Below are 13,170 nucleotides of genomic sequence, written 5' to 3'. Positions count from 1 at the left end.
TGTAAGGGCCACGGAGTTTACAAAGGAGGATAGAGAATGCGTGTTCGTGTTGCCGTTTGTATAACAACTTATAAACGGCCAAATGGACTAGCGCGGCTACTTTCTGCGCTCAACGAAATTGCCTTTCGTAAGATCGATCCTGCAATCGTAGACTTAGAGATCATAGTCGTAGATAATGATCCTGCAAGTTCGGCCTGTACAATATGTGAAACGGCTCGGTTTTCTGGCAAGTGGCCGTTAAGGTACTACGTAGAGCCCCGGCGAGGTATCTCATATGCTCGCAACGCTGCAGTGCAACTATCGCAAGGTGCTGATTATGTGGCGTTTATAGATGACGATGAATGGCCCCACCAATATTGGCTAGATGAATTGTTGGAAGTTCAGCGTACATACAATAGTGAAGTAGTATTAGGGCCGGTACTACCTTATTATGATCCCACCACGCCCTCCTGGGTGATTAAAGGAAGGTTCTTTGAAAGACCTCGATATCCTACAGGTACGTCTATAAAGTACGGGCGAACAGGCAATGCACTAATTAAAGCGTCAGTGTTTGAACAAATTGGTTTATTTGATGAAAAATTCGCATTGAGCGGCGGGGAGGATACCCATTTTTTTATGCGATTGCTGCAAACAGGAGGTAAAATAATATGGGCAGATGATGCTGTGGTTTATGAAGAAGTACCGAAGAGCCGTTCTAATTTACATTGGATTCTTAGACGGGCTTATAGAGTTGGAAATACCTTAGCATTATGTGAAAGAGAATTATTGAAAGCACCGACAACCCTAACGTTTCGTATAGCAAAAGCTTTGGTACGCATTGCTTTTGGAGTAGTATTATTGCCGCCTTCGTTTTTAGTGGGCTTTCATAGCCTTGTTAAATCATTAGTATATATCTTGCAAGGTATGGGTCAGTTAAGTGGCGTAGTGGGAATACGGTATGCCGAATATAAGTAAGTAGTCTGGATGTTCCCTAGTGAGGAATTTATATGCGAGTTATTTCCTAACAGAAATGTTTTGTACATTTTTTAAGAAGGTGGGAAGCTTGAAAAATCCAGTTGTGTCAGTGATAATGCCAACTTTCAACGTTAGAAAGTATGTTCGTAACGCAATTGAAAGTGTAATTTGGCAAACTTATCCACAATGGGAATTAATAATAGTAGATGACGGTAGTACTGATGGTACAGTTCAAATATTAGAGAAGTATATTGGTGTTGATCCACGAATAAAAATCGTATTGGCACAACATGGTGGAAGAGGCAAGGCCCGCAATAAATGTATAGAAATAGCTAGAGGCAAATATATAGCAATTTTTGATGCTGATGATATTTCATTGCCCAATCGACTTGAAAAGCAGGTACGAATTTTAGAGGAAAGCCCTGAAATAGGGGTTGTGTCATGTTCCAGAGTCGTTGCCTTCAACGACGATTATACAATGTTTTTTGAATCAATTTTCCCAATTACAGAAGAAGAAATACGTAAATCTTTTGCACGCAAAGACATGCCAATTATTAATGCTTCAGCCATGATTCGAGCTAGGTTATTCAAGCAATACGGTGTATTTCAAGAAAGTCTTAACCGTGCTCAGGATTATGAATTTTATAGGAGGATCCATCGCAATACGCGTTTTAAGATAATTGACGAGCCGTTAACCTTATATCGTGTAAATGGTCTAACTGTTACATGGAAATATTTTATTGAAAATGCGCTATATAAACATTATGCTGATTATGTACTTGATGGGGGCAAAATGGATTTTGATCTTTTCTGTAAAACATTTCCTACGAAATTCTACCTTAACTTTATCGTTCCGATTAAATACGTTTGGTATATATGCAAGCGAAAATTATTAAAATTTGGAGTTAGGCTTTTAGATTGCGAAACAGCTCAAAAATATAGGGTATTGTTGCAGAAACTAGATAATCACATTGGAGCAGTAAAATGATGACATTACAAAGAAATTTTATTTTAATAGTTCACAATTATTACAAACAAACTGGTGGAGAGGATCGAGTTTTTACTACAGAGTCTGCACTACTTAAATCCAAAGGCCATTATCTGGTAGGCTACACGATACACAATGATTTGATCCAGTGTATAAACCCTTTAGCGCTTGCCTTCGCCACTATTTGGAACAATGCGGTGTACCGTGAGCTGCGGTCGCTGATTCGGAGAGATAAGCCGGACGTGGCCCACTTCCATAATACTTTTCCCCTCATTTCTCCAGCGGCTTATTATGCGGCTAAGGCTGAGGGTGTACCGGTTGTGCAGACCTTGCACAACTACCGCCTGATATGCCCTGATGCTCTTTTTTTTTCGTGAGGGGCATGTCTGCGAGGATTGCATGGGTCGATTTGTTCCTTGGTCAGGAGTGGTGCACCGTTGCTACAGGGGAAGTATAGCGGCTTCCTGCGCAGTTGCAACCATGCTTACGGTTCATCGTGCTTTAGGAACTTGGAGCCGCATGGTTGACGTATACATCGCTCTAACCGAGTTTGCTAGGAGAAAATTTATCGAAGCTGGATTTCCAGCTGAAAAAATAATTGTGAAACCTAATTTTGTCTATTCCGATCCCGGTATTGGTGGAGGTAAGGGTGGATATGTACTTTTCGTGGGGCGCCTTTCTCCCGAGAAAGGAGTGAGTACGCTCCTTAAGGCCTGGGAATTAATTAATGGGATGGTGCCGCTTAAAATTGCGGGTGATGGCCCTATGGCAGAACAAGTAGCTGAAGCGGCGCGGCGAGTGCCTGGAGTGGAATGGGTGGGACGAAAGAGCATCGAAGATATATATCCCCTAATGGGGGAGGCTTCTTTAGTTCTTGTGCCATCAGAATGTTATGAAACATTTGGACGGGTGGTGATTGAGGCTTTCGCTAAGGGAACGCCAGTTTTGGTTTCGGCTATTGGGGCTTTGGCTGAGCTTGTCGACCCGGGCCGCACCGGCTTCCACTTCCGCCCTGGCGATCCAGAAGACCTAGCATCAAAAGTAGAGTGGGCTTGGACACACCCACGTCAATTGGCGGAGATGCGCCGCGAGGCTCGGGCAGAGTACGAGGCGAAGTACACGGCTGAGCGGAATTATGAGATGTTGATGGATATATATCACTTGGCCATTTCACGGGCAAAGGGGAGGTGCTGATGGAACACCGTTATATTCTGGGGATGCGGGTGGATGCCACAAGCTTCCAAGAGGCCACTAGGCTCATTTTGAAGTGGGCAGGAACAGGGGAATCTCGATACGTCTGTGCGGCCAATGTGCACATGGTTATGGAAGCATACGATTCTCCCGCCTTCCGAAAAGTTGTAAACAATGCGGATCTGGTTGTACCTGATGGAATGCCTCTAGCCTATGGGTTGCGTTTGCTGGGTATGCGCGGCCAGGAGAGGGTCTGCGGGCCTGAACTTATGTTGCATGTATGCGAGGCCGCAGCTTCCCAGGGCGTCCCCGTGGGATTTTACGGGGGAAGTCCCGACACGCTGCAGGCTTTGGTAAAGAATTTAAGTAAACGTTTTCCTAATTTAAGGGTGGCTTATCAATATTCTCCACCTTTCCGTCCCTTAACAGCTGAGGAGGATGCTGCCGTGACAAAGCAGATCGCTGCTTCGGGAGCGAGAATACTATTTGTAGGTCTTGGTTGCCCTAAGCAGGAGTGTTGGATGGCTGAGCATAGAGGTAAAATTCCAGCGGTTATGCTCGGAGTGGGTGCGGCCTTTGATTTTCACGCCGGCAGGATTCGTCAAGCTCCGCGGTGGGTGCAGAACATAGGTATGGAATGGTTTTTCCGCCTGTGTATGGAACCACGACGCTTGTGGCGTCGCTATTTTAAACACAATCCCCGGTTTTTAATTCTGTTTGCTTTGCAATTAGTTGGCAAGCGATATTAATTTCAGGAGGAGATAGCATGAAACGTGCACTTATCACTGGAATCACGGGACAGGACGGTTCATACCTGACTGAATTTTTGTTGAATAAAGGCTACGAAGTTCACGGTATTATCCGCCGTGCTTCGACTTTTAATACCGACCGCATCGATCACATTTACCGCGACCCCCATGACCCACAGGCCCGCCTGTTCCTTCATTACGGCGATTTGACGGACGGCACGGGCCTGCGGCGTATTCTGGAGAAGGTGCAGCCCGACGAAGTATATAATCTTGCGGCCCAATCACACGTCAAAGTTTCATTCGAGCAGCCTGAATATACTGCGGATGTGGTTGCTACTGGAACATTGCGACTGTTGGAGGCCCTAAGGGATTACATCAAGGTCTCTGGACATAAGGTGCGATTCTATCAAGCCGGTTCTTCGGAGATGTTCGGGGCATCTCCTCCGCCCCAGAACGAAAAAACACCTTTTTATCCCCGCAGCCCTTACGCGGTATCTAAAGTGGCAGCCTATTGGTACGCTGTGAACTACCGCGAGGCCTACGGCATGTTCATCTGTAACGGTATTCTGTTCAACCATGAGTCGCCACGGAGGGGGGAAACCTTCGTAACCCGCAAGATCACCCGAGCTGCTACTAGGATAAAGCTCGGTCTGCAGGACAAGCTTTATCTTGGAAATCTTGATGCAAAACGGGACTGGGGCTATGCGGGGGATTATGTAGAAGCCATGTGGCTCATGCTCCAGCAGGATGAACCGGATGATTACGTGATTGCCACGGGGGAATCCCATTCGGTGCGCGAATTTTTGGAAGAAGCCTTCGGGTTACTGGGGCTGGATTGGCGGCAGTACGTAGAGATTGACCCCCGCTACTTCCGCCCGACGGAGGTCGAGCACTTGCTGGGAGATGCTACTAAAGCTCGGCAGAAACTCGGGTGGAAGCCCAAGGTTACGTTTAAGGAGCTGGTCAAAATGATGGTGGAACATGATCTTGAGCTCGCGCGCCAAGAAAAATTGTTGAAGGACGCAGGATACGCGGTGGCGCTGAGGGGGATGGCCAATGCCTATGCATAAGGAAGCTAAAATTTATGTGGCGGGGCACCGAGGGTTGGTAGGCTCAGCCATTTTAAGGAGGCTTCGGGCCGAAGGCTATTCGAATATAGTTACACGGACTCGCCAAGAGTTAGACCTTACCGACCAGCGGGCAGTATACCAATTTTTCGAGGCTGAACGCCCGGAATACGTTTTCCTAGCGGCAGCCAAGGTAGGCGGGATTCTCGCCAACAGCACTTATCCGGCCGATTTCATCCGTGAAAACCTGCTCATCCAGACCAACGTTATTGATGCAGCCTATCGTTACGGGGTGAAAAAGCTTCTCTTCCTGGGTTCTTCCTGCATTTATCCCAAGTTTGCTCCGCAGCCGATAAAGGAAGAGTACCTCTTGACCGGTGCACTGGAGCCAACCAACGAGCCTTACGCTGTAGCCAAAATAGCGGGTATAAAGATGTGCCAGGCCTATAACAAGCAGTACGGCACAAACTTTATCAGCGTGATGCCGACCAACCTTTATGGGCCGGGGGACAACTTCGACCTTGAAACCTCCCATGTTCTGCCGGCTTTGATCCGCAAGTTCCATGAGGCAAAAGTCGCCGGGGCGCCGCACGTCGTTATCTGGGGTTCGGGTACGCCACGCCGAGAGTTCCTCCACGTGGATGATCTGGCCAATGCTTGCCTTTTTCTGATGAATAATTACGATTCCTCTGAGATTATAAACATTGGGGTTGGCGAAGACCTGACCATTGCGGAGCTTGCTAATTTAATTAAGGAAATAGTAGGGTACCAAGGCGAAATCGTATTCGACACGACCAAACCTGATGGGACTCCGCGCAAGCTCCTAGACGTTAGCAAGATATTCAATTTAGGCTGGAGGCCAAGGATACGCCTGGAAGATGGGATTCGCTCCACGTATGAATGGTTTGTCCGTAACTACAATTGTTAACCCCCACATGGTGAAAGGGTGAAGCCTCTGGGAAGAAAAAAGAGGTTCTTTATAATAGTAGCTTTTTTCATAGCAGCTGTTATTTTAAGTTATGCCGGATTTAAGTATTACCAGATATACAAAAGCTTAAAAAACATGGAAAAAGAGATTGCTCTACCGCCTAAGGAAACCGAGATTGGACCGCTAAAGCCGGTGAATATTCTACTTTTGGGAGTTGACTCAGGGGAGTTTATGGGAACTTACCGTCAGGGACGGGGACGGGCAGATACAATTATGCTTTTTGCAGTCCGTCCGGCTGAGAGGAAAATAATTCAAGTGTCTATACCCCGGGATTCACGGGTGGAAGTCCCGGGGCATGGGGTAACGAAGATTAACCATGCCTATGCATACGGTGGCGCAGAATTGATGCAAAAAACGATAGAAAAACTTCTCGATATAAAAATCGACAGGGTTGTGGTGTTGAACTACTCGGCTTTTGTGCAGTTGGTGGACCGGCTGGGGGGCGTTACCCTTGATGTGGAAGAAGATATAAACAACAGATTCAATATTGGAAAGCCAATACCTACTGGTCATGTAAAGCTTACCGGCGAGGAGGCTTTCCGGTATGTCCATGCTAGGGACAGCGATATAGAGCGGATAAAAAGGCAGCAAAAGTTTTTACAGAGTGTATTTTCTGAAATAAAGCAAGAACATGCTTATACTGAGCTGTTGGATTATATAGTTGAAAATCCGAAAGTTTTAACTACCAATTTTTCTCTAAGCGAAATTATAGCTTTTTTAAAGAACTCAGAGCAACTCGAAAAGTTAAAGCTGGAAAGTGTCCTCCTTAAGGGGAAGGGTCAATATATCAATGGGATTAGCTACTGGATATTGGATGAAGAGCACTTAAAGGAAATACGAAAGATGATTGGGTCATAACAATTCGGAAGTGACCCGCTACTTCATGACAATACCTGAAGCTGTACAGCTTGTAATTCAGGCGGGAGCTATGGCAAAAGGCGGCGAGATATTTGTTTTAGACATGGGAGAGCCGGTTAAAATACTCGAACTTGCAAGAGAGATGATAAGGCTTAGCGGCCTTGAGCCGGAAAAGGACATAAAGATAGAGTTCATAGGCTTAAGGCCAGGGGAAAAGCTCCATGAAGAGTTGTTTTATGAAAAAGAAGATGTAGTCAGAACGGAGTTTGAAAAGATATATCTTGCAAGAGCTGATAAAAGTTTTTCAGAATATAAAGAGGAATTGGAACACCTAATAAACACCTTCATGCCCTCCGACCCTGAAGTGAAAATGATGTTCTCGAAGTTTGACGCGAAGCTTTTCATGCAGGATGGGAAAAAGATTACGATATTGCCTTGAAGATTTTTAATGAAGTTTTTGATATAATATAGTACTACGAAGGAGTTTGATTATGGATTACGAAATTAAAAGAAGTTATTATGCAAATTTAGCTCAAATTGAACTTGGCTTTTATGATATAAGGATTTCCTTTGGAGAAAAGAAGAAAAGAATTCCGGAAATTACCGATGAAGATATAGATGTAAAAATTATCATGAGTCCGCAACATGCAAAAGAATTTGCTAATCTGTTGATGCGGAATATAAAGCATTATGAGGAAATTTTTGGGGAAATAAAACTTCCGCCAAGTGAAGATCAAAACAGAAAGGAAATATGAGATTTTGTGAGAGGGACAAAATACTATGAATGATGGAAATATTATTTTTTCTACATACGATCCTTTGGATAGACAAATAATATTAAAGAGCGATACATGGAGTAATCATATTAGCAAGCATAGCGAAGCTACACCTGATGATATTCGATTGAATATAGAGAAACCGGTTTTCATATTGAAAAATGTCAAACCTGTGAAAGATGGGAGTTCAGAACTTATAGTAGATGAAACAAGACAGGATTACATAGGATTATTTAAGAATTCTCAAATCCAGCGTTTGTATATTATGAAAACTATAGTTGAATTTACCTCGGAAAATAAAGGCGAGGTCGTTACTAATTACATTTTGAGAAAAGCAAGTGAAATTAAATTAATTGGTGGTGTAATTTATGATATGTACAAAAGTAAGAATTCCTAAAGAGGCTTTAGCATATGATTACGACAGAAAATACGATATACTAAATATATTTATCGATAAACCTGATCCTGCAACCTCTGAAGAAATATATTATGGTGTGTATATTTTTATCGATGAACTTGCTGATACAATTATAGGCGCGTCAATTTTGGATTACAGCAAACGCGATAAAGAATTTTTAAAGAAAATATTACCTTTTGAGGTAGATTTTGATTATGTTGACTCCAAAATAATTAATTAAAAATAGCCGAGCCCCGCCTTTAATGGCGGGCTTTTTTCATGCTATCCTGTAGGAGCAACTTTTTCCTTTGAACGCTATTCCTGCTTTCACGATGTTTTCTATTCCCCTGTCCCTCAAATCCGCCTCGTATTTTCTGCTTTCTATCTGCTCCAAGGCCTTTTGCGCGTCATTTGCAGGGTCGCCTTCCGATACCTTAAACTCCATTATGATGGCCCTTGGAGCTTTTCTATCGATTATGACCACATCATACCTGCCAAAACCACTTTCCCTTTCGGATTTTACCTCGAAACGCTCGGTAAGCACGCTGAGCATCCCGAGGACAAAGGCCTGATATACCCTTTCGGCTTCATCGCCAAACATGTGATAACTCGCAACTTTTGTGAGAATATCGCTAAATTCCCTCTCGAAAGTTTTGCCATCCCTTTGAAAAAGGTATTCCAACAATTGCCCTATCTTTCCATATTCAAAACCAAATCCTTTGAGCCAGTTTATTATAGTCGTCCTGTAAAAGGCCAGCACTTCTTTGTTGGGCGGGAAAAGCTCGCACACCCACTGCCCGAAGGTGCTGTCTATTTTCTTGCTCTTCGGGGTCAGATACCCGCCGAACAGGAATAAGCCCCACATGGCGCTTTCGTTTATCGAGCCGTTTTCGTATCTTAGGTCCCTCAATGCACATGTGGATTCTATCATCTCCGTTAAGCCTTCGCCTGACAGCAATTTTTCTATCTTTTGCTTTACGTGGGAAGGGCTCTTTAGAATAAGTTCCCTGATGAGGTCGTTTCCGGAGGTGTTGATCCAGTAGGCTTGTGCGACCTTGCGGCGCACGAATTCAATAACGCTCCATGGGTTGTATATGCTCTTTGCGCTTCCGAAGGAGTAGCCGTCATACCATTCCTTTATCTCTTCGTATCTATCCTCCATGTTAAAGTCAAAGAGCATCTTCTTTACTTCTTCCGTAGTAAAGCCGAAGTAATGGGAGTAAAAGTCGTCCAGGATGGTGTAGATCACGAGATTGTTTAGGCCGGAGAAGATGTCCTCCTTTGCTACTCTGTATACTCCAGTCAAGAGCCCTTTGAATAAGGAGGTGTTTCCCTTGAGGGCAGCTGTGAGCATTCCTCTCATGAAGTCCACTACCTTTTCGTAGTATCCGTTTACGTATCCGCTTTCTATGGGCACATCGTATTCGTCTATGAGAAGAATTACTTTTTTTCCAAAGTGGGTTTCGAGAAAGTATGTGAGGTTATAGAGGCTTTCCCTGTAATCTACCGGTTCGCCCCGCCTTTCCAAAATTTTTACTATGTATTTTTTATGGTGTTCCCTAAGTTTTTCCGATTCCAAAAGATATGAGTGCTTGTCGTATTCTTTTGATATAATGCTTTTTAATACATCGTAGGTTTCTTCCCACGAACTTGTCTTTGCATCCTTGAAGGTAATATGTATTACCGGGTATTTGTTCATGTATTCCAATGCAAGGGGGTCCTTTTCAATTTTAAGTCCTTTGAAAAGGTATGAGTAATCTCTTTCCTTTGAGAAGAAATATTTAATCATGGAGAAATTGAGGCTTTTTCCGAACCTTCTTGGCCGGGTTATGAGAATGACATTTGCGCCGTCACGCAAAAGGTCCCCTATGAGCCCTGTTTTATCGATGTAGTAGTAGTTGCCCTCAATGATGTCTTTGAAGTCCTCTATTCCCGATGGCAAAAGCAAAATATCACCCCTGTAAGTCAGGATAAGATTAAGAATATTATATCAGAAGTTTACCGGGAAGATTCAACTTATATCTTCTACAGTAAATAAAAATACTTCTTTTTTCTCTCTTGCATAGTCTATCAATTCTTTTGTGAATCCATTTTTTGAAAAAAAGACGTAGTAGGGTTTGTAGTTTGTATTAATATTTACCTTTTTTGCCTTTTCTTTTAGTTCGAAAAGCAATTCCAAGCCGATGGGGTTGTTGGAAAATTTGCATTCGCCGAAAAGGCAGATTTCTTCTTCGTGGTTTAGGCCAACTATATCGATTTCGTCCGAGCTGTCCCACCATTTTCCTATAAGGGGAAATGTTATAGGGAATTTATAAGAGACAAATTGGCGGCAGACCTGCTCGAATGTATAGGAAACGTGGCTCTCAATGAGCCTGTTTTTTATTATGTCTAACACGTATTCTACTTTGTCTAGTTCTAGATATGACTTATAAGGGAAGACGAATTTAAACCAGAAGTCTAAAAAATTGTCTTTTATAAAATAAAGGCCTTTTTTGCTTTTTTCCGGGTTTTCTTCTGTCACAGGAACTGTCCTTTCCACTATATCCATTTTTTGCAAAGTATCTAAGTATTTTATTGCTGAAGATACGGGCATGGAAAGTGTCGAGGCTATTTTGCCCAATTTGTGGTTGCCCATTGCTATTGCCTTTAATATTGAAAAATAAGTTATATTCTTTTCAACTTCTTTTTCCAGCAGGAATTCCGCCTCTTCGTAGAGGAAACTTCCTTTTTTCAGGATATTTTCGGCTATGGCCTTATATATGTCGGGAGTTTTGTAATCAAACATCTCTATATACTTGGGCACACCGCCGGTGATGCTGTAGCGTATTATGTTTTTTTCTGTGTTCTCGTCGTTATACATCAATTTGGCCTCAAAAAAATTAAGAGGGCCTAATCTGATTTGCGCTGTTCTCCTGCCAAAAAGGGGGCTGCTGTAGGAGAGGGCAAGATTCTCCATCATGTTTACGTAAGATCCGCAGAGTATGAGCATAATGTTTTTATTGCACAAAAGTTCGTCCCATATTTTCTGAAAGATGCTGGGGACAGCTTTGTTTGTCATGGTGAGGTATTGAAATTCATCTATCACGATTATAAATTTTTCCTTCGTCTCAGGGATTAATTGGAAAATTTTTTCCCAGTTTTTCAGATAAACGTCCTTAAATAACTCCAGGTTAAAATGAGATGTGATTTTGTCTTGAAAGTTTTTCATATTCTCATCTTCTATTTCCTCCGTTGCTAGAAAATACAAAGCGGGTTTGTTTTTTATGAATTCCTTGATAAGAGAAGTCTTTCCAATTCTCCTTCGCCCGTAGATAATTACGAAAGAAGCCCCGCGCCTCTGGTATTCTTTTTCTAAAATTTCCAGCTCCTGTTTCCTGCCGACAAACATTTTGTTCACCTCAAGGAATAATGTTGCAATGTTGCTATTAATTATTATACCCAAAATTATAATAATGTAAAGTATAATAATCGTTAACTATATAAGGAAGGATAACAAACAGCCACGCAATTATGCGTGGCTTTCTTTATGTGCGCCCGGCATGGGATAAAGCTTGGTGGTAGAGCTTTTTTCATGCCATCCTGCAGGAGCAGCTTTTTCCTTTAAAGGCTATGCCTACTTTCACGATATCTCTGATTCCCCTGCCCCTTAAATCTGTCTCGTATTTTTTATTTTCTATCTGGTCAAGCGCCTTTTGCGCATCCTTTTCGGGGTCATCTTCTGACACCTTCAGGAGAATTTCGTTGAACTCCCTTTCAAATGCTTCACCTTTCTTTTCAAAAAGATACTCTAACATTTGCTCTATCTTTCCATATTCAAAACCGAGGCCTTTGAGCCAGTTTATTATAGTCGTCCTGTAAAAGGCCAGCACTTCTTTGTTGGGTGGATAAAGCTCGCACACCCACTGCCCGAAGGTGCTGTCTATTTTCTTGCTTTTTGGAGTTAAATACCCGCCGAACAGGAATAAGCCCCACATGGCGCTCTCGTTTATCGAGCCGTTTTCGTATTTCAAATCCCTCAAAGCACAGGTGGATTCTATCATCTCCGTTAGGCCCTCGCCCGATAGTAGTTTTTCTATCTTTTGCTTTACGTGGGAAGGGCTCTTTAGAATAAGTTCCCTGATGAGGTCGTTTCCGGAGGTGTTAATCCAGTAGGCTTGTGCGACCTTGCGGCGCACGAATTCAATAACGCTCCAGGGGTTGTAGATGCTCTTTGCGCTTCCGAAGAAGTAGCCGTCATACCATTCCTTTATTTCTTCGTATTTATCCTCCATGTTAAAGTCGGAGAGCATTTTCTTTACTTCTTCCTCGGTGAAGCCGAAGTAATGGGAGTAGAAGTCGTCGAGGATGGTGTAGACCACAAGGTTATTGAGACCGGAGAAGATGTCCTCCTTTGCGACTCTGTAAACTCCTGTAAGGAGTCCCTTGAAGAGGGAGCTATTTCCCTTGAGGGCTGCGGTGAGCATGCACCTCATGAAGTCCACGACTTTTTCGTAATATCCGTTCACGTATCCGCTCTCTATCGGCACATCGTATTCGTCTATGAGAAGGATTACTTTCTCCCCATGATGGTCTTCAAGCATTCTTATTAGCCTTTGCAACGACTCGGCGTAGTCCACATATTCCCCTTTTCCTTCGATGATTTTTTCAATAAAGTTTTTATCCCATCTTTCCACTTTGTCGCTTTCCAGGAGGTATTTTTTCTCCGTGTAAGTCCTGCTTATTATCTTTTTCAACATTTCAAATTCCATGTTCCAATCCTGAAATTTTGCATCCTTGAAGGTTATATGTATGACCGGGTATTTGTTTTGGTGCTTTCTCGCAACTTCGTCGTTTTCGATTTTTAGCCCTTTGAAGAGGTATGAATAATCCTTTTCGTTGGAGAAGAAGTATTTGAGCATAGAGAAGTTGAGGCTTTTTCCGAACCTTCTGGGGCGGGTGATGAGGATGGCGTTTGCGCCGTCGCGCAAAAGGTCGCCTATGAGCCCTGTCTTATCTATATAGTAGTAATTGCCTTCTATAATATCTTTGAAGTCTTCTATCCCGGATGGCAAAAGCAAGATATCACCCCTGTAAGTCAGGATAAGATTAAGAATATTATATCACAAAAACTAATCGGCCCCAATCTGAATTGCGCTGTTCTCCTGCCGAAAAGGGAGTAAACCCTTTATTATGTGGACAACCTTAGAACGCTTTGTGATATAA

The 13,170-nt window shown here is 43.1% G+C and carries 12 protein-coding genes and 3 pseudogenes; 11 read left to right on the top strand and 4 right to left on the bottom strand.

Annotated elements, in window-relative coordinates:
- Nucleotides 1-36 precede the first annotated feature (36 nt).
- The 11 genes and pseudogenes from AN618_RS02015 (at nt 37) to AN618_RS01965 (ending at nt 8,209) form a co-directional block, all read left to right on the top strand.
- The gene (locus tag AN618_RS02015; RefSeq protein ID WP_066351440.1) at nt 37-954 is read left to right on the top strand and encodes a glycosyltransferase family 2 protein; all 918 of its coding nucleotides are present in this window, start codon (nt 37-39) and stop codon (nt 952-954) included.
- 88 nt (nt 955-1,042) lie between these two features.
- The gene (locus AN618_RS02010) at nt 1,043-1,942 is read left to right on the top strand and encodes a glycosyltransferase family 2 protein (RefSeq protein WP_066351438.1); all 900 of its coding nucleotides are present in this window, start codon (nt 1,043-1,045) and stop codon (nt 1,940-1,942) included.
- Nucleotides 1,942-3,136, top strand: a pseudogene (locus AN618_RS02005) (glycosyltransferase family 4 protein). Before AN618_RS02010 ends, AN618_RS02005 begins: the two are co-directional and overlap by 1 nt.
- Nucleotides 3,136-3,882 (top strand): WecB/TagA/CpsF family glycosyltransferase, encoded by a 747-nt coding sequence (locus AN618_RS02000; protein WP_222926234.1) that lies wholly within the window; start codon nt 3,136-3,138, stop codon nt 3,880-3,882. Before AN618_RS02005 ends, AN618_RS02000 begins: the two are co-directional and overlap by 1 nt.
- A gap of 17 nt (nt 3,883-3,899) precedes the next feature.
- Nucleotides 3,900-4,952, top strand: a complete 1,053-nt coding sequence (gene gmd, locus AN618_RS01995; RefSeq protein ID WP_066351436.1) for a GDP-mannose 4,6-dehydratase — start codon at nt 3,900-3,902, stop codon at nt 4,950-4,952.
- Entirely contained in the window at nt 4,945-5,877 is a 933-nt protein-coding gene (gene fcl / locus AN618_RS01990; RefSeq protein ID WP_066351648.1) for a GDP-L-fucose synthase, read from the top strand. The genes gmd and fcl overlap by 8 nt, the downstream gene beginning before the upstream one ends.
- 18 nt (nt 5,878-5,895) lie before the next feature.
- Nucleotides 5,896-6,795: an LCP family protein gene (locus tag AN618_RS01985; RefSeq protein ID WP_066351434.1), complete on the top strand. Its 900-nt coding sequence runs from the start codon at nt 5,896-5,898 to the stop codon at nt 6,793-6,795.
- 7 nt (nt 6,796-6,802) lie between these two features.
- Nucleotides 6,803-7,234: pseudogene (locus AN618_RS13940) on the top strand (polysaccharide biosynthesis protein); the annotation flags it as partial.
- A 52-nt stretch (nt 7,235-7,286) separates the two neighbouring features.
- Entirely contained in the window at nt 7,287-7,550 is a 264-nt protein-coding gene (locus tag AN618_RS01975) for a DUF3467 domain-containing protein (RefSeq protein WP_066351425.1), read from the top strand.
- Nucleotides 7,551-7,575: 25 nt separating this feature from the next.
- Nucleotides 7,576-7,968, top strand: coding sequence for a hypothetical protein (locus tag AN618_RS01970; RefSeq protein ID WP_066351423.1), 393 nt, complete (start codon nt 7,576-7,578; stop codon nt 7,966-7,968).
- Nucleotides 7,940-8,209, top strand: a complete 270-nt coding sequence (locus AN618_RS01965; protein ID WP_066351419.1) for a hypothetical protein — start codon at nt 7,940-7,942, stop codon at nt 8,207-8,209. The genes AN618_RS01970 and AN618_RS01965 overlap by 29 nt, the downstream gene beginning before the upstream one ends.
- A gap of 36 nt (nt 8,210-8,245) precedes the next feature.
- On the opposite strand, the gene AN618_RS01960 is transcribed toward AN618_RS01965, so the two are convergent.
- The 4 genes and pseudogenes from AN618_RS01960 to AN618_RS01950 all read right to left on the bottom strand — a co-directional run bounded on the left by AN618_RS01960 (nt 8,246) and on the right by AN618_RS01950 (nt 13,025).
- A complete protein-coding gene (locus AN618_RS01960) occupies nt 8,246-9,916 on the bottom strand; it encodes an AAA family ATPase (RefSeq protein WP_066351417.1) in 1,671 nt (556 codons plus the stop codon).
- 37 nt (nt 9,917-9,953) lie between these two features.
- The gene (locus AN618_RS14125) at nt 9,954-10,043 is read right to left on the bottom strand and encodes a hypothetical protein (protein ID WP_425402667.1); all 90 of its coding nucleotides are present in this window, start codon (nt 10,041-10,043) and stop codon (nt 9,954-9,956) included.
- Nucleotides 10,044-10,171: 128 nt separating this feature from the next.
- Nucleotides 10,172-11,356: pseudogene (locus AN618_RS01955) on the bottom strand (ATP-binding protein); the annotation flags it as partial.
- 181 nt (nt 11,357-11,537) lie between these two features.
- Nucleotides 11,538-13,025: an AAA family ATPase gene (locus tag AN618_RS01950; RefSeq protein WP_066351413.1), complete on the bottom strand. Its 1,488-nt coding sequence runs from the start codon at nt 13,023-13,025 to the stop codon at nt 11,538-11,540.
- Between the last annotated feature and the right edge of the window lie 145 nt (nt 13,026-13,170).

Origin of the sequence: Fervidicola ferrireducens (genome assembly GCF_001562425.1) — a bacterium.
In the GTDB taxonomy this organism is placed as follows: Bacteria; Bacillota; Thermosediminibacteria; order Thermosediminibacterales; family Thermosediminibacteraceae; genus Fervidicola; species Fervidicola ferrireducens.
The sequence above is the reverse complement of the archived record's forward strand: the minus strand, read 5'-3'. Positions and strand labels throughout refer to the sequence as shown.